Origin of the sequence: Actinoplanes aureus, assembly GCF_015704865.1 — a bacterium.
GTDB classification, from domain to species: Bacteria; Actinomycetota; Actinomycetes; order Mycobacteriales; family Micromonosporaceae; genus Actinoplanes; species Actinoplanes aureus.
Map to the genome: position 1 here is coordinate 90,996 of NZ_JADQTO010000019.1, position 17,609 is coordinate 108,604.

Annotated in this window: 20 protein-coding genes and 1 riboswitch; of the genes, 15 read left to right on the forward strand and 5 right to left on the reverse strand. The window is 70.7% G+C overall.

Annotation, left to right across the window (positions count from 1 at the left end):
• Window positions 1-38: 38 nt before the first annotated feature.
• Window positions 39-1,037: a GGDEF domain-containing response regulator gene (locus tag I4J89_RS32785; RefSeq protein WP_196418011.1), complete on the forward strand. Its 999-nt coding sequence runs from the start codon at window positions 39-41 to the stop codon at window positions 1,035-1,037.
• Here the strand turns inward: I4J89_RS32785 and I4J89_RS32790 are convergent.
• On the reverse strand, window positions 1,006-1,674 hold the full coding sequence (locus I4J89_RS32790; RefSeq protein WP_196418012.1) for a lysophospholipid acyltransferase family protein: 669 nt from the start codon (window positions 1,672-1,674) through the stop codon (window positions 1,006-1,008). The genes I4J89_RS32785 and I4J89_RS32790 overlap by 32 nt on opposite strands.
• The gene (locus tag I4J89_RS32795) at window positions 1,671-2,249 is read right to left on the reverse strand and encodes a TetR/AcrR family transcriptional regulator (protein ID WP_196418013.1); all 579 of its coding nucleotides are present in this window, start codon (window positions 2,247-2,249) and stop codon (window positions 1,671-1,673) included. Before I4J89_RS32795 ends, I4J89_RS32790 begins: the two co-directional genes overlap by 4 nt.
• Window positions 2,250-2,312: 63 nt before the next feature.
• Here I4J89_RS32795 and I4J89_RS32800 point away from each other — a divergent pair, with 63 nt between their 5' ends.
• The 5 genes from I4J89_RS32800 (at window position 2,313) to ribH (ending at window position 7,274) form a co-directional block, all read left to right on the forward strand.
• Entirely contained in the window at window positions 2,313-3,494 is a 1,182-nt protein-coding gene (locus tag I4J89_RS32800) for an aminotransferase class V-fold PLP-dependent enzyme (RefSeq protein WP_196418014.1), read from the forward strand.
• Between the two features lie 61 nt (window positions 3,495-3,555).
• Window positions 3,556-3,737, forward strand: a riboswitch (FMN riboswitch).
• A gap of 132 nt (window positions 3,738-3,869) precedes the next feature.
• Window positions 3,870-4,949, forward strand: a complete 1,080-nt coding sequence (gene ribD, locus I4J89_RS32805; protein WP_196418015.1) for a bifunctional diaminohydroxyphosphoribosylaminopyrimidine deaminase/5-amino-6-(5-phosphoribosylamino)uracil reductase RibD — start codon at window positions 3,870-3,872, stop codon at window positions 4,947-4,949.
• Window positions 4,949-5,548: a riboflavin synthase gene (locus I4J89_RS32810; RefSeq protein WP_196418016.1), complete on the forward strand. Its 600-nt coding sequence runs from the start codon at window positions 4,949-4,951 to the stop codon at window positions 5,546-5,548. Before ribD ends, I4J89_RS32810 begins: the two co-directional genes overlap by 1 nt.
• The gene (locus tag I4J89_RS32815) at window positions 5,541-6,749 is read left to right on the forward strand and encodes a bifunctional 3,4-dihydroxy-2-butanone-4-phosphate synthase/GTP cyclohydrolase II (protein WP_196418017.1); all 1,209 of its coding nucleotides are present in this window, start codon (window positions 5,541-5,543) and stop codon (window positions 6,747-6,749) included. Before I4J89_RS32810 ends, I4J89_RS32815 begins: the two co-directional genes overlap by 8 nt.
• Before the next feature lie 48 nt (window positions 6,750-6,797).
• On the forward strand, window positions 6,798-7,274 hold the full coding sequence (gene ribH / locus I4J89_RS32820) for a 6,7-dimethyl-8-ribityllumazine synthase (RefSeq protein ID WP_196418018.1): 477 nt from the start codon (window positions 6,798-6,800) through the stop codon (window positions 7,272-7,274).
• Here the strand turns inward: ribH and I4J89_RS32825 are convergent.
• Genes I4J89_RS32825 through I4J89_RS32835 form a run of 3 tightly spaced genes read right to left on the reverse strand, consistent with a single transcriptional unit; the run spans window position 7,271 to window position 9,722 of the window.
• Window positions 7,271-8,011 (reverse strand): amino acid ABC transporter ATP-binding protein, encoded by a 741-nt coding sequence (locus I4J89_RS32825; protein WP_309238569.1) that lies wholly within the window; start codon window positions 8,009-8,011, stop codon window positions 7,271-7,273. The two genes, ribH and I4J89_RS32825, sit on opposite strands and share 4 nt — an antisense overlap.
• A 2-nt stretch (window positions 8,012-8,013) precedes the next feature.
• Window positions 8,014-8,853 (reverse strand): amino acid ABC transporter permease, encoded by an 840-nt coding sequence (locus I4J89_RS32830; RefSeq protein WP_196418019.1) that lies wholly within the window; start codon window positions 8,851-8,853, stop codon window positions 8,014-8,016.
• Window positions 8,850-9,722 (reverse strand): ABC transporter substrate-binding protein, encoded by an 873-nt coding sequence (locus I4J89_RS32835; protein WP_196418020.1) that lies wholly within the window; start codon window positions 9,720-9,722, stop codon window positions 8,850-8,852. The genes I4J89_RS32830 and I4J89_RS32835 overlap by 4 nt, the downstream gene beginning before the upstream one ends.
• 78 nt (window positions 9,723-9,800) lie before the next feature.
• Between I4J89_RS32835 and I4J89_RS32840 the strand changes: the two genes are divergently transcribed.
• From I4J89_RS32840 to pheT, 9 genes are all read left to right on the forward strand, one after another.
• Window positions 9,801-10,064, forward strand: coding sequence for a phosphoribosyl-ATP diphosphatase (locus tag I4J89_RS32840; protein WP_196418021.1), 264 nt, complete (start codon window positions 9,801-9,803; stop codon window positions 10,062-10,064).
• Between the two features lie 42 nt (window positions 10,065-10,106).
• Complete coding sequence (gene hisG / locus I4J89_RS32845; protein ID WP_196418022.1) at window positions 10,107-10,949, forward strand: ATP phosphoribosyltransferase; 843 nt, start codon at window positions 10,107-10,109, stop codon at window positions 10,947-10,949.
• Window positions 10,949-11,395 (forward strand): PH domain-containing protein, encoded by a 447-nt coding sequence (locus tag I4J89_RS32850; RefSeq protein WP_196418023.1) that lies wholly within the window; start codon window positions 10,949-10,951, stop codon window positions 11,393-11,395. The genes hisG and I4J89_RS32850 overlap by 1 nt, the downstream gene beginning before the upstream one ends.
• A gap of 328 nt (window positions 11,396-11,723) precedes the next feature.
• On the forward strand, window positions 11,724-12,332 hold the full coding sequence (infC, locus tag I4J89_RS32855) for a translation initiation factor IF-3 (protein WP_196418024.1): 609 nt from the start codon (window positions 11,724-11,726) through the stop codon (window positions 12,330-12,332).
• Between the two features lie 54 nt (window positions 12,333-12,386).
• Window positions 12,387-12,581: a 50S ribosomal protein L35 gene (gene rpmI, locus I4J89_RS32860; RefSeq protein WP_196418025.1), complete on the forward strand. Its 195-nt coding sequence runs from the start codon at window positions 12,387-12,389 to the stop codon at window positions 12,579-12,581.
• 36 nt (window positions 12,582-12,617) lie between these two features.
• On the forward strand, window positions 12,618-13,010 hold the full coding sequence (rplT, locus tag I4J89_RS32865) for a 50S ribosomal protein L20 (protein WP_196418026.1): 393 nt from the start codon (window positions 12,618-12,620) through the stop codon (window positions 13,008-13,010).
• 74 nt (window positions 13,011-13,084) lie between these two features.
• Complete coding sequence (locus I4J89_RS32870; protein ID WP_196418027.1) at window positions 13,085-13,858, forward strand: TrmH family RNA methyltransferase; 774 nt, start codon at window positions 13,085-13,087, stop codon at window positions 13,856-13,858.
• Between the two features lie 206 nt (window positions 13,859-14,064).
• Complete coding sequence (gene pheS / locus I4J89_RS32875) at window positions 14,065-15,126, forward strand: phenylalanine--tRNA ligase subunit alpha (RefSeq protein ID WP_196418028.1); 1,062 nt, start codon at window positions 14,065-14,067, stop codon at window positions 15,124-15,126.
• Window positions 15,127-15,130: 4 nt separating this feature from the next.
• On the forward strand, window positions 15,131-17,608 hold the full coding sequence (gene pheT / locus I4J89_RS32880) for a phenylalanine--tRNA ligase subunit beta (RefSeq protein WP_196418029.1): 2,478 nt from the start codon (window positions 15,131-15,133) through the stop codon (window positions 17,606-17,608).
• The last annotated feature ends 1 nt before the right edge of the window (window position 17,609 follow it).

Below are 17,609 nucleotides of genomic sequence, written 5' to 3' on the forward strand. Positions count from 1 at the left end.
ATCGAGCTTTATCTCCCGGCGTGCGCAGGAAGGGTGCGATGAGCACGGCTGAGCCGCGACCCGACACCGATTTCGAACTGGAGGCGGAGGAGGGTCCCGATCTCATCCTGGTGGTCGACGACGACCAGGACATCGCCAGCTTCGTCGAGTTCAACCTCAAGGTGCAGGGTTTCGAGGTGATCCGGGCCAGGGACGGCCAGGAGGCGCTCGACATGATGGAGACCCACCGGCCCGGCCTGGCGATCGTCGACTGGATGATGCCGCGGATGGACGGGGTCGAGCTGATCCGCCGGCTGCGCGCCGATCCGCTCACCTCGGCCCTACCGGTGATCATGCTGACCGCGAAGAGCATGACCGTGGACAAGGTGGTCGGCCTCACCGCGGGCGCCGACGACTACCTGGTCAAGCCGTTCGACAACGCGGAGCTGCTCGCACGGGTCACCACCACGCTGCGCCGCCACAAGGACGCCCGCGAGGTGTCGCCGCTGACCGGCCTGCCGGGCAACGCCCGCGTCCGGCGCGAGATCGGCGAGCGGATGCGCAACGGCGGGGAGTACTCGGTCGGCTACATCGACATCGACCGGTTCAAGAGCGTGAACGACGTCTACGGGTTCGACCGGGGTGACGAGTTCATCATCGCGCTGGCGCGCAGCCTGCAGCGGGCCAGCGCGGACACCGGCAAACCGTCGATCTTCCTGGGGCACATCGGCGGCGACGACTTCGTCTTCATCTGCGCACCGGAGCAGGTGCTGCCGCTGACGAAGCGGACGGTCACCGACTTCGAGAAGGCGGCCGACATGCTCTACGAGCCGAAGGACGCGCAGCGCGGCTTCATCGAGGTGCCGGACCGCCGGGGGAACAAGCAGAAGGCGGCGCTGGTGACCCTGTCGATCGGGGTGGCGCAGGCGACCGCCGACGGGCGCCGGTTCGCCGACCCCCGGGTGGTGATCGCCGTCGCCTCGGAGATGAAGAAGGTGGCCAAGTCGCAGCCGGGCTCCTACGTTGCTATCGACCGGCGCCGGAAGGAGATCGAGTAGGTGCGTATTGGGGGACGTACTCCTGGCCGGTCAGGGACTGGATCCGGGCCAGCAGTACGTCGGTGAGCGCCCGCACCTCCGCGGCCTGCGGGCTGGGATCCGGAGCGGGCAGGGCGGGGCCGAACGCGATGGCCACCGCGCGGCGGCCCGAGCTGCGCGGCTCGGTGCCGCGGATGCCGACCGGTACGAGTGGGACGCCCGCCTGTGCCGCCAGCCGTACCGCCCCGGTCCGGCCTCGGTAGAGCCGCCCGTCCGGCGATCGGGTGCCCTCCGGGAAGACCGCGACCAGGCCGCCCGCGCGCAGGACCGGCACCGCGGCGTCGAAGGCGGCCAGCACCGCGCGCCCACCGCCACGCTCGACCGGGATGGCACCCATTCCGGTGACCACCGATCGGGTGATCGCACCACGCAGTCCCGGGGTGCGGAAGTACTCCGCCTTGGCCCAGAACGCCACGTGCCGGGGCGCGGTCAGGCCGAGGAAGAGCTGGTCGCCGACGGAGAGATGGTTGGCGCAGAGGATCGCCCCGGTGCCGGCCGGTACATGCTCCAGACCGGTGACGGCGGGACGCCAGATCGCCCGGACCAGGGTGCCGAGGGTGCGGTCGGTCAGTGCGTAGAGCGGCGGCGTACGGGTCATTCGGCGGCTCCCAGGTGGGCGGTGAGGATGGCGTCCAGGAACGGTGCGGGGTCGGAGGCGCCGGTGGCGAGCTGGAGACTGCCCCAGTTACGCAACTCGGCCATGCCGTGCAACGCGGCCCACAGCACGCCGGCGGTGACCTCGGGCCGCTGCCCGCTCGCCGGCCGGACCTCGGCGACCAGGCCGGCCAGCAGCCGGAAGAGCGGCAGGCCGGCCTCGCGCAGCCCGAGGTAGCCGCTCTGCAGCAGGTCGTGCCGGAACATCAACTCGAACATGCCGCGGTTGGTCGCGGCGAAGCCGAGGTAGGTCCCGGCGAGTGCGGCGATCCGGGCGCGCGGCTCGGGAGGTGCCGCGGCGAGGGCGGCGTCGATCTGGTCGGAGAGGTCGGCGAAACCGGACCGGGCGATCGCGGACAGCAGCGAGAGATGGGTCGGGAAGTAGCGGCGGGGCGCGCCGTGTGAGACGCCGGCGCGGCGGGCGATCTCCCGCAGGGACAGTGCGGCATGGCCCTCGCTCTGCAGCAGCTCGGCACCGGTCCGCACCAACCGGGCGCGTAATCCCTGGTCGAGGTCCATAGACACTGTCTATCAAAGTGCGTAGACAGTGTCTACCCGGGCGAATGTGCGATGGTGATGGTCATGGATGTTGACGCGCTGCGTGCGATCACGCCGGGCTGCAAGCACCGGCTCCATCTCAACAACGCGGGCGCCGGGCTGATGTCTCAGCCCACGCTCGACGCGATGACCGCGCACCTGCGGGCCGAGGCGGAACTGGGTGGCTACGAGGCGGCCGACGCCGCGGCCGGCCAGATCGCCGACACCTACGCCGCGCTGGCGGAGCTGCTCGGCGGGCGGCCGGAGGAGATCGCGCTCTTCGACAACTCGACCCACGCCTGGCAGGCGGCCTTCTACTCGCTGCCGCTGAGCCCCGGCGACCGCATCCTCACCGGGACGGCGGAATACGGCAGCAACGTGTACGCCTACCTCCAGGTCGCCCGACGGACCGGCGCCGAGGTCGTGGTCGTGCCGAACGACGAGCACGGCCAGCTCGACACCGCCGCACTCGCCGGGCTCATCGACGAGCGGACCAAACTGATCGGGCTCACCCATGTGCCCACCTCCGGCGGCCTGGTCAACCCGGCAGTCGAGGTGGGCCGGATCGCCCGGGCGGCCGGAGTGCCGTACCTGCTGGACGCCACCCAGTCGGTCGGGCAGTTCCCGGTCGACGTCGAGGCGATCGGCTGCGACTTCCTCTGCGGCACCGGCCGCAAGTTCCTGCGCGGCCCGCGCGGCACGGGCTTCCTCTGGGTCCGCGAGTCGGCCCTGGACCGGCTGGACCCGCACGTCGCCGAGATCCGGTCGGCGGTGTGGGACGGCGACCGCGGCTTCTCCTGGGTGCCCGGCGCCCGGCGGCTGGAGACCTGGGAGAACAGCTACATCAACATCGTCGGGCTGGGCGTTGCCGTACGGCAGGCGCTAGACCTGGGGCTGGACCAGATCGGCCGGCGGGCGATCGGACTCGGCGCCCGGATGCGTGGTCTGCTCGACGACACCCCGGGCGTGACCACGTACGACCTGGGTGCGGTGCGCTGTGCCATCGTGACCGCGAAGGTCGACGGGGTGCCGGCGGACGAGGTGGTGACCCGGCTTGCATCTGCCGGGGTCAACGTCACCGCCACCGAGGCGGACGACAACCAGCTCGACACCGAGTTCCGCAGGGTGCACCCGCTGGTCCGGTTCTCGCCGCACTACTACAACACCGAGGACGAGTTGGAGCACGCGGCGGCGCTGGTCGGGGCCATGGTCGACAAGCGGGTGTGAGGTAGCTCGCGCACCGGGTGGCAAAATCGTCGCCGCGTGCAAGACTCGGGGGTAACCCACCACGCGCTGGCGGGACTCGGTGAAATTCCGAACCGGCGGTGATCCGATGCATTCGCATCGGTAAGCCCGCGACCCGGACGTCGATGCACCTTGACGGACGGTGGACCTGGTGAGACTCCGGGGCCGACGGTTGATCGGGCGGCAGGCCGCTCGATCAGACAGTCCGGATGGGAGACAGCGCGCGGAATCGGACGGGGGCGTGCCGCTACGGCTCGTTCCCGGACGGGGTGCGCGAAGCGTACCCATCTGTCCGATTCCCGGCGTTATCTCCCGCAACCTCTCAGCGCGTGACCGCTCCGCGTGAGAGGACCGTTCATGGTGACCGAGGACGAGGCGATGTGCCGCGCGATTGCGCTGGCCGCCCGGGGCCTCGGCACGACAAGTCCCAACCCGGTCGTCGGCTGCCTGCTGCTCGGCCCGGACGGCGAGGTCGTCGGTGAGGGGTTCCACGCGTACGCGGGCGGGCCGCACGCCGAGATCGTCGCCCTGGCTCAGGCCGGCGAGCGGGCCCGGGGCGGCACCTGCGTGGTCACTCTGGAGCCGTGCAACCACACCGGGCGTACCGGACCGTGTTCGGACGCGCTGATCGCCGCCGGGGTGCGCCGGGTGGTCATCGCGGTCGACGACCCGACGCCGGTCGCCGCGGGCGGGGCGGCCAGGTTGCGCGCCGCGGGCATCCACGTGGCCACCGGTGTTCGCCGGCAGGAGGCCGAGCAGGGCAACATCGCCTGGCTGACCGCGGTGCGCCGGAGCCGGCCCTATGTGACCTGGAAGTTCGCCGCGACGCTCGACGGCCGTTCGGCCGCCGCCGACGGCACCAGCCAGTGGATCTCCTCGGCCGAGTCCCGCGCCGACGTGCACGTGCTGCGCAGCACGGTGGACGCGATCGTGGTCGGGGTCGGCACGGTGGTGGCCGACGACCCGCAACTCACCGTCCGGGACCTGCGCGACGGCACCCTCGCGATCAAGCAGCCTCTGCGGGTGGTGGTCGACTCGTCCGGGCGTACCCCGGAAAACGCTCGCGTGCGTGACGCGGCCGCATCCACCTGGATCGTCACCCTGGCCGCCGCCGGCACCGGGCCGGACGGCCGGGTCGACCTGAACACGCTGCTCACCGGCCTGTACGCGCGGGGCGTGCGCAACGTCCTGCTGGAGGGCGGCCCGACCCTGGCCGGCGCTTTCCTGTCGGCCGGACTGGTCGATCGGGTGATCGGATACATCGCGCCGAAACTCCTCGGCGACGGCCGGGCCGCGCTGGTGGACGCCGGGGTCGGCACCATCGCCGACGCCCTGGAACTGGATTTCACCGACATCGCGCAGATCGGTGGCGACCTGCGCTTCACCGCCACCCTGCGGCAGAAGCCCTCCGACCACCCACCACTGAAGGAGACCTGATGTTCACCGGAATCGTCGAGGAGCTGGGCGAGGTCGTCCGGCTCACCGAGGGCAGCGAGGACTCGGCCGTCATCGCGGTGCGCGGCCCGCTCGTCACCTCGGACGCCAGGGACGGCGACTCGATCTCGGTCAACGGGGTCTGTCTCACGGTGATCGACAACGTGGACGGGGTCTTCACCGCCGACGTGATGGGCGAGACCCTGCGGCGCAGCTCGCTCGGGGTGCTGCGAGCGGGCAGCAACGTGAACCTGGAGCGGGCCGCCGCGCTGGGCAGCCGCCTCGGCGGGCACCTGGTGCAGGGCCACGTGGACGGCGTCGCGAAGATCATCGCGCGGGAGCCGGCCGACCAGTGGGAGGTCGTGCGCTTCTCGCTGCCGGCCGACCTGGCGAAGTACGTGGTCGAGAAGGGCTCGATCACGGTAGACGGGGTGTCGCTCACCGTCATGACGGTGACCGACGACACCTTCGAGGTCGGGATGATCCCGGCCACCTCCAAGCACACCGTGCTGGGCAGCAAGGCCATCGGCGATCCGGTCAACCTCGAGGTCGACGTGATCGCGAAGTACGTCGAGAAGATGCTGGGGAGCCGCAATGTTTGAGAGCATCGAGCGCGCTATCAAGGACATCGCGGCCGGCAAGCCGGTGATCGTGGTGGACGACGAGGACCGCGAGAACGAGGGTGACCTGATCTTCGCGGCCGAGCACGCCACGCCGGAGCTGGTCGCGTTCATGGTCCGCTACACATCCGGGTACATCTGCGTGCCGCTGCCCGAGGACGAGGCGGACCGGCTGGACCTGCCGCCGATGTTCCACACCAACCAGGACAAGCGGGGTACGGCGTACGCGGTGACCGTCGACGCCCGGACCGGTGTGAGCACCGGCATCTCGGCGGCCGACCGGGCCCGTACCATCCGGCTGCTCGCCTCGGCGGAGACGCAGCCCGACGACCTGTCCCGGCCGGGGCACATCGTCCCGCTGCGGGCCAAGTCCGGGGGCGTGCTGCGCCGCCCCGGGCACACCGAGGCGGCGATCGACCTGGCGGTACTGGCCGGCTGCCGGCCCGCCGGCGTGCTCTGCGAGATGGTCAACGACGACGGCACCATGCAGCGCCGTCCCGACCTGGAGCGGTTCGCCGCCGAGCACGACCTGGCGCTGATCACCATCGCCGACCTGGTGGCGTACCTGCGGGAGCAGAACCGCTCACAGGTGGAGCGGGTGGTGGAGACCCTGCTGCCGTCCGAGCACGGCGTCTTCACCGCGGTCGGCTACCGCACCGAGGCGGACAACGGCGAGCACGTGGCGCTGGTCTTCGGTGACCTGGGCGACGGCGAGGACGTGCTGGTCCGGGTGCACTCGGAATGCCTCACCGGGGACGTCTTCGGCTCCAAGCGCTGCGACTGCGGGCCGCAGCTGGACGCGGCCCTGGAGCGGGTCGCCGAGGCCGGCCGCGGGGTGGTGCTCTACATGCGCGGGCACGAGGGACGCGGCATCGGCCTGCTGCACAAGCTCCAGGCGTACCAGCTGCAGGACCGCGGCCTCGACACGGTGGACGCGAACCTCGAGCTCGGCCTGCCGGCCGACGCCCGCGACTACGGCACGGGCGCGCAGATCCTCTACGACCTGGGCGTGCGCTCGATGCGCCTGCTCACCAACAACCCGGCCAAGAGAGCCGGGCTTGAGGGGTACGGGCTGCGCGTCACCGGCCGTGAGTCACTTCCGGTCCGGCTGCACCCGGAGAACGTCCGGTACCTGCGGACGAAGCGGGACCGGATGGGGCATCTGTTCGAGGCGTTGGGCTGATCTCGTCCCCAGCAGGGGTGAACAATACGGTGAAAGAGGGGGACCAACATGGCCGGCTTCGGTGATCCGCACATGCAGACCGTCGACGCGGCCGGGCTGCGGCTCGGCATCGTCGGCTCCCGGTGGCACAACGACCTGGTCGGCCACATGATCGAGCGGGCCAAGTCTGCCGCCGCGGCCTGCGGCGTCACGGAGGTCTTCGTGGCCCGGGTGGCCGGCTCGGTCGAGTTGCCGGTGGTGGCTCAGGCGATGGCCCGCAAATACGACGCCGTGGTCGCCCTGGGTGTGGTCATCAAGGGCGAGACACAGCACTTCGAGTACGTGTGCGACGCGGTCACCACCGGGCTCACCCGGGTCGCCCTGGACGAGGCCACCCCGGTGGCGCACGGCGTGCTCACCGTGCACAGCCTCGGGCAGGCCCGGGACCGGGCCGGGCTGGAGGACTCGATCGAGGACAAGGGCTGGCAGAGCACGGTCGCCGTGCTCGACGCCGCGCTCGCCATCCGCGAGGTGGAGAAGGCCTAGAGCCGTCCGGCTTCGATGATGCGGGCCAGGAACTGACGGGTCCGCGCTTCGACGGGGTCACCGAGCACCTGCGACGGTGGCCCCTGTTCGAGGACCCGGCCGCCGTCCAGGAACGCCACCCGGTCGGCGACCTGCCTGGCGAACCCCATCTCGTGGGTCGCCAGGACCATGGTCGTCCCGTCGCCCTTGAGGTCGCGGATCATGGTGAGCACCTCGCCGACCAGCTCCGGGTCGAGCGCCGAGGTGACCTCGTCGAGCAGCAGCAGCCGCGGCTGGTTGACCAGCGCCCGGACGATGGCGACCCGCTGCTGCTGGCCGCCGGAGAGCCGGTCCGGGTAGGCGCCGGCCTTGGCGGCCAGGCCGACCCGCTCCAGCCACTGCATGGCCTGCGCCTTCGCCTCGGCCGGGGACTTCTTGTGTACGCGTACCGGGGCGAGCGTGATGTTGTCGAGCACCGTCATGTGCGGGAACAGGTTGTACGACTGGAAGACGAGCCCGATCTTCTGGCGTACCCGGTCGGGGTCCGCCCGCGGGTCGGTGATCTCGTCGCCGTCCAGGTGGATGGTGCCGTCGTCGACCTGTTCGAGGAGGTTGACGCAGCGCAGCAGCGTCGACTTGCCCGAGCCGGAGGCGCCGATCAGGGCGACCACCTCGTGCTCGTCCACGTCCAGGCTGAGGTCGTCGAGGATGACGTGCTCGCCGAAGGTCTTGCGAACGTTCTTGCAGGAGAGCACCACGGTCAGGACCCCGCGTTCTGGCGGCGGGCCGCGCGCAGGGTCACCCAGTCGGTGACCGCGATCAGCGGCAGGGCGAGCAGCATGAACAGCACCCCGGCCACCACGTACGGGGTGAAGTTGGCGTCCTGCGCGACGCCGATCTGGGCGGCCCGGATGGCGTCGATCGGCCCGGCCAGGGAGATCAGGCCGACGTCCTTCTGCAGGGCCACGGTGTCGTTGAGCAGCGGCGGGGCGACCCGGCGTACCGCCTGCGGCAGGACCACGTGCCGCATCGTCTGCCGGTAGCCGAGCCCCAGCGAGCGGGCGGCGGCGATCTGGCTCGGGTGCACCGACTCGATGCCGGCACGGAATACCTCGGCCAGGTAGGCGCCGTACGTGATGATGATCGCGGCGGCGCCGAGCACCAGCACCGACGGGATGCCCTGCAGCCGCAGGCCGGGGATGCCGAACGCGAACAGGTAGATCACGATGATCAGCGGCAGGCCGCGGAACGAGTACGTGTAGCCGGTGGCGATCGCGCGTACCGGGAAGGCGACCGGCCCGCGCAGCGTGCGCAGCACCGCGACCAGCAGGCCCAGGGCCATCGCGAGCGTGGCGCAGACGACGAGCAGCCGCAGGTTGAGCCAGAGCCCGTCGAGGATCTGCGGCAGGTACTTCCGGGCCGTCGGAAAGTCGAAGAACGACGTCTTGACCCGCTCCCACCCGGGCGCCCCGGTGACCGCGACGGTCAGCAGGGTGCCGACGGCCGCGGTGGAGAGCGCGGCGAGCAGAACGGACCGGATCGCCTGCCGGCGGCGGTAGGCGATCCGGTCGAGTCGCCGTTCGGATGGTGCGTAGGTCACGAGAGTTCGGGTGCCCCGGCGGTGTCCGCCAGCCAGGTCTTCTCCAGCACGGCGAGGGTGCCGTCCTGGCGCAGCTGGTCGACCGCCCGGCTCACGCAGCCGGTCAGCGGCGATCCCTTGTCGAGCACGATGCCGAACTGCTCGGGCACGCCGACCTGGGGCAGCTGGCCGACGATCACGCCGTTGTCCAGCTCCGCCGCGGTCATGTAGAACGCGGTCGGCAGGTCCACCACGATGCCGTCGACGGTGCCGTTCTCCAGCGCCTTCTTGGCGTCGTCGTTGTTGTTGAAGACCGACGGCTCGGTGGCCGGCTTGATCAGGTCGGTGACCGCCTGGTAGCTGGTGGTGCCGACCTGGGCGCCCAGCTTGGCGTTCTTCAGCTCGGCGACCGACTTCGCTCCGGCGATCTTGGAACCCTTCGTGGTGATCACCGTCTGCCGCACCAGGTAGTACGGGGACGAGAAGTCCACCGCCGCCTTGCGCTCCTCGGTGATCGAGAACTGGTTGATGTCGATGTCGAACGCCTTCGGGCCGGGCGCGATCGCGTTGTTGAACGTCACCTGAGTCCAGGTGACGTTCGCGGTCTGGAAGCCGAGCCGGTCGGCGACCTGGTACGCGACCGCGGCCTCGAACCCCTTGCCGTTGCTCGGCGTGTTCTCGCTGAACCACGGTTCGTACGCGGGGTTGTCGGTGCCGATGGTGAGCTTGCCTGGGGTCTTGGTGGCGAGGCTGCTGGGCGTGCACGTGTCGGAAGAGGCGGAGGCCGGGGCGCCGGCGGTGGTGTCTTCTTCGACCGGCGAGCATGCGGTGACGGCTGCGAACAGGAGCGCGACGCCGCCGAGAGCCACGGGGGAGTAACGGCTGACCATGCCGGGCAGCTTAGAAGACGTCCCAACCGCTGGGGCCGTTCGTCGTCAAGACGTGATGAGCTGCCACAATCGTTCCCCGTGAAGACGTTCGAAGAACTGTTTGCCGAGTTGCAACGCAAGGCGGCGGAACAGACCCCCGGTTCGGGCACCGTCGAGGCGCTCGAACGCGGAGTCCACTTCATCGGCAAGAAGGTCGTCGAGGAGGCGGCCGAGTCCTGGATGGCGGCCGAGCACGAGGGCCCGGAGCGCGCCGCCGAGGAGATCTCCCAGCTCCTCTACCAGGCACAGGTGCTGATGATCGCGACCGGTCTCGAGCTCAAGGACGTCTACCGACATCTGTGACGCGCGTCCGCCAGGTCCGTTCACAGATCGAAGGAGCACGTCATGCTGCGTATTGCCATTCCGAACAAGGGGACCCTCGCCGGTCCGGCGTCACAGATGTTGCGGGACGCGGGCTACCGCCAGCGCACCGACCCCAAAGACCTGATCTGCCGTGACGAAGCCAACAACGTCGAGTTCTTCTACCTGCGGCCGCGGGACATCGCCACGTACGTCGGCTCGGGTGATCTCGATCTCGGCATCACCGGCCGCGACCTGCTGGTCGACTCCGGCGTGCCGGCCACCGAGCTGCTCGACCTGAACTTCGGCGGTGCCACGTTCCGGTGGGCCGCCCCCAGCGGCACCCTGACCAGTGCCGACGAGATCGGCGGCCGGCGCATCGCCACCGCCTACCCCGGCGTGGTGAACCGCTACCTGGCGGAGAACGAGCTGAAGGCGGACGTCGTGCGCCTCGACGGCGCGGTGGAGAACGCGGTCCGGCTCGGCGTGGCCGACCTGATCGCCGACGTGGTGGAGACCGGGGCGACCCTGCGCCAGGCCGGCCTGGTCACCCTCGGTGAGCCGATCATGCGGTCCTCGGCGATCCTGATCGGTCGCGGCGAGCAGGCGCCGAACGGCGGCGCGCAGCTGCTGCGGCGCCTGCAGGGCGTGCTCGTCGCGCGCAACTTCGTGATGCTGGCCTACGACGTACGCGCGGACCTGCTCGAACAGGCCACCGGACTGACCCCCGGCATCGAGTCGCCGACCGTCTCCCCGCTGCACCGGGAGGGCTGGGTCGCGGTCCAGGCGATGGTCCAGCGCAGCAGCGTGCACCGGATCATGGACGAGCTGTACGAGCTCGGCGCACGTGCCATCCTGGTAACCGACATCGCCAACTGCAGGCTGTGATGACCGCTGTGACTTTCCGACCCAAGAAGATCCGCGTCGTCGCGGTGCCCTCCGCGATCGCCGTCGTGGTCCTGTTCACCGTGCTCAGCTTCGGGCTGAGCGGCAACGCCGGATTCCAGGACTCGCGGATGACCTTCCAGCGGGGCGACCAGATCGCCATGATCGGGCTGGGCATCCTGCTGGGCCTCGGCATCCTGGCCTTCTGCCGTCCGCGGATCGTCGCCGACCAGGAGGGCGTGCACGTGCGCAACCTGGTGGGCGGCTACGACCTGCCGTGGAGCGTGGTCCGCGCGGTCCGGTTCGACCGGAACTCGGCGTGGGCGCATCTGGAGCTGCACGACGAGGAGCAGGTGGCGATCCACGCGTTGCAGGCGGTCGACAAGGACTACGCGGTGGACGGAGTTCGTACCCTCCGGGCCTTGCATTCGGCCGCCGGCGGTGCCTGATAGACTTGCCGGCAGTCGACCACGCCCATGTTCAACATGGGCGCGAAAGAGGAGCCCGCAGGTTCCCACCCGAGTCACACATGTGGCTGGGTCCGGTCTCCCCGGTGGGGGCAGCGCTTGTTGAAGGCGCATCCCCGCCAGGCGTGCGTCCTCTCGGACGCCGATGACCGGTCGAGCGGGCCCCGGCATGTGCTGGGGCCTTCTGCTTTCCCGGCGTCCCGCCTCCAGCGGGACACTCGGGGCCGACCGCCATTGGCATCACCCGTCACTCGTCGTGGCGGGTGAGAGAACAACGTTCTGAGGAGGCCCCATCAGCGTCGAACCACGCGTGAACGAACAGATCCGGGCTCGTGAGGTCCGTCTGGTCGGTCCGGAGGGTGAGCAGGTCGGCATCGTGCCGCTCGAGCGCGCTCTTCAGCTGGCCGCGGACGTCGACCTGGACCTGGTCGAGGTTGCTCCGATGGCACGGCCGCCGGTGTGCAAGCTCATGGACTTCGGCAAGTTCAAGTACGAGAGCGCACTCAAGGCCCGTGAAGCACGGCGCAACCAGCAGCAGACCGTCATCAAGGAAATGAAGCTCCGGCCGAAGATCGATCCGCACGACTACGAGACCAAAAAGGGTCACGTGGTGCGGTTCCTCAAGGCGGGCGACAAGGTCAAGGTGACGATCATGTTCCGCGGTCGTGAGCAGAGCCGGCCCGAACTGGGCTTCCGGCTGCTGCGCCGGCTGAGCGAAGAGATTTCGGAGCTCGGCTTCGTCGAGGCCAGCCCGAAGCAGGACGGCCGGAACATGATCATGGTGCTGGCACCTCACCGGGCCACCAAGGCCGCCGCCGCAGCCGCCGTCGCAGCGGGCGCCAAGCCCGCCCGTGAGCCGCGCGAGGGCGACCCGACCGATGCTCCGGCAGCCGCTCCTGCCGACACGACAGCAGAGTAGTCAGTATTTCCCCGTGACTCCCCGGTGCGGGGAAAGATCAGAAAGAGGCGTCAAGTGCCGAAGATGAAGAGCCACACCGGCATGGGTAAGCGGGTGAAGGTCACCGGCAAGGGCAAGATCGTGCGCGAGCAGGCCGGCAAGCGTCACCTGCTGGAGCACAAGAGCTCCCACGTCACCCGCCGGATGACCGGCACGGTCGTTGTGGCCAAGGCCGACACCAAGCGAGTGAAGAAGCTTCTGGGCCGCTGACGCGCGCCTGACCAGTTCCCCTAAGGAGTACTAGAAATGGCACGCGTCAAGCGGGCGGTAAACGCCCAGAAGAAGCGCCGTACCCTGCTCGAGACCGCGAGCGGCTACCGCGGACAGCGTTCGCGTCTGTACCGCAAGGCCAAGGAGCAGGTGCTGCACTCGATGCAGTACTCGTACCGTGACCGCCGTGACCGCAAGGGCGACTTCCGCCAGCTGTGGATCCAGCGCATCAACGCTGCGTCCCGGGCCAACGGTCTGACCTACAACCGCCTGATCCAGGGTCTGAAGCTGGCCGGCGTCGAGGTCGACCGGAAGATCCTGGCCGACCTGGCGGTCCACGACGAGGCGGCGTTCGCGGCCATCGTCGAGATCGCTCGCGCGGCCGTCGCGGCCGAGGGCACCGGCGGCGCCGCCGCTCAGGCTGCCTGATTTCGCGTAGCACGTTTTCGAGACGCCCTCCGGCCCAGGTCGGGGGGCGTCTCGCTGTCTTGGAGTCGGAGCAGATGTTCACACCGCGTACCCCGAGAATCGTTGCGGCCCGGCGCCTGCAGCGCCGCAAGGACCGTGACCAGAGCGGCCGCTTCCTGGCCGAAGGCCCGCAGGCCGTGCGCGAGGCGCTGGCCGCCGGCGCCGTGCTGGAGCTGTTCGGCACCGGCGCCGCGCTGGACCGGCACGCCGACCTGGCGGCGCAGGCGCCCGAGGTCTCGCCGGTCACCGACGACGCCCTGGAGGCGCTCGCCGAGACCGTGCACCCGCAGGGCCTGGTGGCGCTCTGCGAACAGATCGACGTGCCGATCGGTGAGGCGCTCGCGAAACGGCCGCGGCTGGTCGCGGTGGTCGCCGAGATCCGCGACCCGGGCAATGCCGGCACCGTGCTGCGCACGGCCGACGCCGCGGGCGCCGGCGCGGTCATCTTCGCCGGCGACGCCGTCGATCCCTACAACGGCAAATGCGTACGCGCGTCCGCCGGCTCGCTGTTCCATGTGGACGTGGTACGCGCCCCGCTCAGCGTGATCGACCTGCTCCAGGACTCCGGGTTGCAGGTGCTCGCCACCAGCGGCACCGGCGACGACGACGTGGACTCGCTGCTCGACGGCGGTCTGCTGGACGCGCCGACCGCGTGGCTATTCGGGTCGGAGGCGCACGGGCTGCCGGAGCCGCTGCTGGCCGCGGCCGACCGGCGGGTCCGGGTGCCGATCTACGGCGGAGCGGAGAGCCTCAACCTGGCCGCGGCCGCCGCCGTCTGCCTGTACGCGTCAGCCCGGGCCCAGCGGTGACCGGACGCGTACCGGGAGCGGTATGCTGGCCGCATGTCAGGTCCGAGGCTTCTGTTTATCCGGCCCGCTGGTCGCGGGCGCCGGATCTGACTCTCCTGCGCGAACATCCCTGACCGGCGGGCTGCGGCCCAGCCGCGCCTCCGTAGACTGCCCGATGGCCCTGTCTTGGATGGGGCACTGCCGGTGTTGAGGGAGTTCGCCCGACCATGTCCTACCGCAACGATCCGTACGATCCGAAGCAGGCCGCCCTGCTTGCGCCCGAGGCCCTCGAGGCCGCGGTGGCCGACGCTGAGAAGGCGTTCGCGCAGGCCGCCGACCTCGACGCGCTCGCCGCGCTGAAGCCCGCGCACCTCGGTGACCGCTCGCCGGTGTCCCTGGCCCGCCGTGAGATCGGCTCCCTGCCGCCGGCCGCGAAATCCGACGCCGGCAAGCGCGTCAACGTCGCCCGGCAAGCCGTCCAGGCCGCCTACGACGCCCGGCACGCCGAGCTCATGGCCGACCGGGCCGCCCGGGTGCTGGTCGAGGAGCGCGTCGACGTCACGCTGCCGTGGAGCCGCCGCCCGCGTGGCGCCCGGCACCCGCTGACCACGCTCATGGAGCACATGGGCGACGTCTTCATCGGCATGGGCTACGACATCGTCGACGGTCCCCAGCTGGAGCTGGAGTGGGCCAACTTCGACGCGCTGAACATCGGGCCGGACAACCCGGTGCGTGGCGCCATGGACACGTTCTACGTGGACCTGCCGGGCCTGGTGATGCGTACCCACACGTCGCCGGGGCAGGTGCGCACCATGCTCAACCGGCAGCCGCCGATCTACGTGGTCAGCCCCGGGCGGGCGTACCGGACCGACGAGCTGGACGCCACGCACAGCCCGGTCTTCCACCAGATCGAGGGTCTCGTGGTGGACGAGGGCATCACCATGGCGCACCTGCGCGGCACCCTCGACCACTTCGCCAAGGCGATGTTCGGGCCGGACGCGCGGACCCGCTGGCGTCCGCACTACTTCCCGTTCACCGAGCCGTCCGCCGAGTTCGACGTCTGGTTCGCGCAGCACCGCGACGGTCCGCGCTGGGTCGAGTGGGGCGGCTGCGGCATGGTCAACCCGCGGGTGCTGACCGCCTGCGGCATCGACCCGGCGCGGTACAGCGGGTTCGCGTTCGGCATGGGCGTCGAGCGGACCCTGATGTTCCGCAACGGCGTCAGCGACATGCGCGACATGGTCGAGGGCGACGTGCGGTTCACCACGAACTTCGGAATGGAGTCCTGAAGCGATGAAGACGACACTGTCGTGGCTGCGCGAGTACGTCGAGCTGCCCGCCGGGATCACCGCTTCGGAGCTCGACACCGCGCTGACCAACCTCGGCATGGAGGTCGAGTCCATCGTCGACCAGTCCGCCACGGTCCTCGGTGACCTGGTCGTGGGCCGGGTGCTGACGATCGAGGAGCTGACCGGCTTCAAGAAGCCGATCCGGTTCTGCACGGTGGACGTCGGCCGGGACGCGCCCCAGGAGATCGTCTGCGGCGCGCGCAACTTCGCCGAGGGCGACCTGGTGGTGGTCATCCTGCCCGGCGGCGAGCTGCCCGGTGGCTTCCGGATCGGCGCGCGGAAGACGTACGGGCGCAACTCCAACGGCATGATCTGCTCGGCGGCGGAGCTGGGCCTGTCCGGCGACCACTCGGGCATCATCGTGCTGCCCGCCGGCGCACCGGCTCCCGGCACCGACGCGCGGCCGGTCGTCGGCCTCGACGACGTGCTGATCGACGTGGAGATCACCCCGGACCGGGGCTACGAGATGAGCGTCCGCGGTATCGCGCGGGAGCTGGCGACCTACTTCGCGGTGGGTTACACCGACCCGGCGTCCGGCGCTGCCCCCGGGGCCACGGCTGACGTGCCGCACCCGGTGGTCGTCGAGGACACCGTCGGTTGTGACCGGTTCGCGGCCCGCGTGGTCCGCGGCATCGACCCGTCCGCGCAGTCGCCGGAGTGGATGCAGCGGCGGCTCATCGCGGCCGGCATCCGGGCCATCTCGCTGCCGGTCGACATCACCAACTACCTGATGCTCGAGTACGGCCAGCCGATGCACGTCTTCGACCTGGACCGGCTGCGCGGCGGCCTGGTGGTCCGCCGGGCGCAACCGGCGGAGAAGCTGACCACCCTGGACGGCGTGGCCCGCGAGCTCGACGCCGAGGACATGGTGATCTGCGACGAGACCGGGCCGATCTCGCTCGCCGCGGTGATGGGCGGCGAGACCAGCGAGTGGCAGCAGGGCACGGTGAACGTGCTGCTGGAGGCCGCGCACTGGGACCCGGTCATGGTCGGGCGCACCGCGCGGCGGCACAAGCTGTTCAGCGAGGCCGCCAAGCGCTGGGAGCGGGGTGTCGACCCGCAGTTGCCGCTGGTCGCGTTGCAGCGGGCCGTGGAGATCCTGACCACGCACGCCGGCGGCACCGTCGACGACCGGGTTCTCGACATCGACCACGTGGTGGCCCCGTCGCCGATCACGTTGCCGGCCTCCCTCCCGTCCCGCCTGATCGGTCTGGACTATCCGGCCGATCGCGTGGCTGAGCTGCTGGCCCGGGTCGGCTGCCAGGTCACCGGCGAGGACGAGCTCACCGTGACGCCGCCGAGCTGGCGGCCCGACCTGCTCGCCCCGATCGACCTGGTCGAGGAGGTGGCCCGGCTGGGCGGTTACAACGACATCCCGAGCGTTCTGCCGCCGGCCGGCAGCAGCAACGGGCTCACCCCGGCGCAGCGGCAGCGTCGCTCGATCGGGCGGGCGCTCGCCGAGAACGGGTACGTCGAGGTGCTGTCCTACCCGTTCGTCGCGCCCGGGACGGCCGACGCCCTCGGCCTGGCGGCGAACGACCCCCGGCGCAGCGCGGTGCGGCTCACCAACCCGCTGTCCGAGGAGGAGCCGCTGCTGCGTACGTCGCTGCTGGCCCCGCTGCTCGGCACGCTCAAGCGCAACCTGGGCCGCGGCCGCCGGGACGTGGCTCTCTTCGAGACCGGCACGGTGTTCCTGCCGCATCTGACCGCGACCGCGCCGCCGGCGCTCGGCGTGGACCGGCGGCCCACCGACGAGGAGTGGGCCGCGGCGAACACGATCGTGCCGGAGCAGCCGTGGCACCTCGCGGTGGTGCTCACCGGCGACCTCGACCCGGCCGGCTGGTGGGGCGACGGCCGCGCGGCCGGGTGGGCCGACGCCATCGAGGCGGCGCGCGTCGCGGTCGCGGCGGCGGGCATTCCCGCTTCGCGAGTGGGGGTACGCGCGGCCGAGCACGCACCCTGGCACCCCGGCCGGTGTGCGGAGATCCTGGTCGACGGAAACGTGATCGGCCACGCGGGCGAGCTGCACCCGTCCGTCCTCGCCGCGTTCGACCTGCCGAAGCGCACCTCTGCGGCCGAGCTGGACCTGGACGCGATTCCGGCCGCCCCGGTGATCGACGCACCGCGGATCTCGACGTTCCCGGCGGCGCTGATCGACGTGGCGCTGGTCCTGGACCGTACGGTCCCGGCCGGTGACGTGCACGCCGCACTGGCCGAGGGCGCGGGGGAGCTGCTCGAGTCGGTGGCGCTCTTCGACGTGTACGAGTCGGAGCAGCTGGGCGAAGGGAAGCGGTCGCTGGCCTACAAGCTGACCTTCCGCGCACCGGACCGGACGCTGACCTCCGAGGAGACGATCGCCGCCCGGGACGCCGCGGTCGCGCTCACCGCGTCCCGTTTCGGCGCCACCCTGCGCGGCGCCTGAC

Excerpts from the sequence above, each read along its gene's own strand:
- I4J89_RS32785 (WP_196418011.1), top strand. The coding sequence starts at position 39 with ATGAGCACGGCTGAGCCGCGACCCGACACCGATTTCGAACTGGAGGCG.
- I4J89_RS32790 (WP_196418012.1), bottom strand. The coding sequence starts at position 1,674 with ATGACCCGTACGCCGCCGCTCTACGCACTGACCGACCGCACCCTCGGC.
- I4J89_RS32795 (WP_196418013.1), bottom strand. The coding sequence starts at position 2,249 with ATGGACCTCGACCAGGGATTACGCGCCCGGTTGGTGCGGACCGGTGCC.
- I4J89_RS32800 (WP_196418014.1), top strand. The coding sequence starts at position 2,313 with ATGGATGTTGACGCGCTGCGTGCGATCACGCCGGGCTGCAAGCACCGG.
- ribD (WP_196418015.1), top strand. The coding sequence starts at position 3,870 with ATGGTGACCGAGGACGAGGCGATGTGCCGCGCGATTGCGCTGGCCGCC.
- I4J89_RS32810 (WP_196418016.1), top strand. The coding sequence starts at position 4,949 with ATGTTCACCGGAATCGTCGAGGAGCTGGGCGAGGTCGTCCGGCTCACC.
- I4J89_RS32815 (WP_196418017.1), top strand. The coding sequence starts at position 5,541 with ATGTTTGAGAGCATCGAGCGCGCTATCAAGGACATCGCGGCCGGCAAG.
- ribH (WP_196418018.1), top strand. The coding sequence starts at position 6,798 with ATGGCCGGCTTCGGTGATCCGCACATGCAGACCGTCGACGCGGCCGGG.
- I4J89_RS32835 (WP_196418020.1), bottom strand. The coding sequence starts at position 9,722 with ATGGTCAGCCGTTACTCCCCCGTGGCTCTCGGCGGCGTCGCGCTCCTG.
- hisG (WP_196418022.1), top strand. The coding sequence starts at position 10,107 with ATGCTGCGTATTGCCATTCCGAACAAGGGGACCCTCGCCGGTCCGGCG.
- I4J89_RS32850 (WP_196418023.1), top strand. The coding sequence starts at position 10,949 with ATGACCGCTGTGACTTTCCGACCCAAGAAGATCCGCGTCGTCGCGGTG.
- rplT (WP_196418026.1), top strand. The coding sequence starts at position 12,618 with ATGGCACGCGTCAAGCGGGCGGTAAACGCCCAGAAGAAGCGCCGTACC.
- I4J89_RS32870 (WP_196418027.1), top strand. The coding sequence starts at position 13,085 with ATGTTCACACCGCGTACCCCGAGAATCGTTGCGGCCCGGCGCCTGCAG.
- pheS (WP_196418028.1), top strand. The coding sequence starts at position 14,065 with ATGTCCTACCGCAACGATCCGTACGATCCGAAGCAGGCCGCCCTGCTT.
- pheT (WP_196418029.1), top strand. The coding sequence starts at position 15,131 with ATGAAGACGACACTGTCGTGGCTGCGCGAGTACGTCGAGCTGCCCGCC.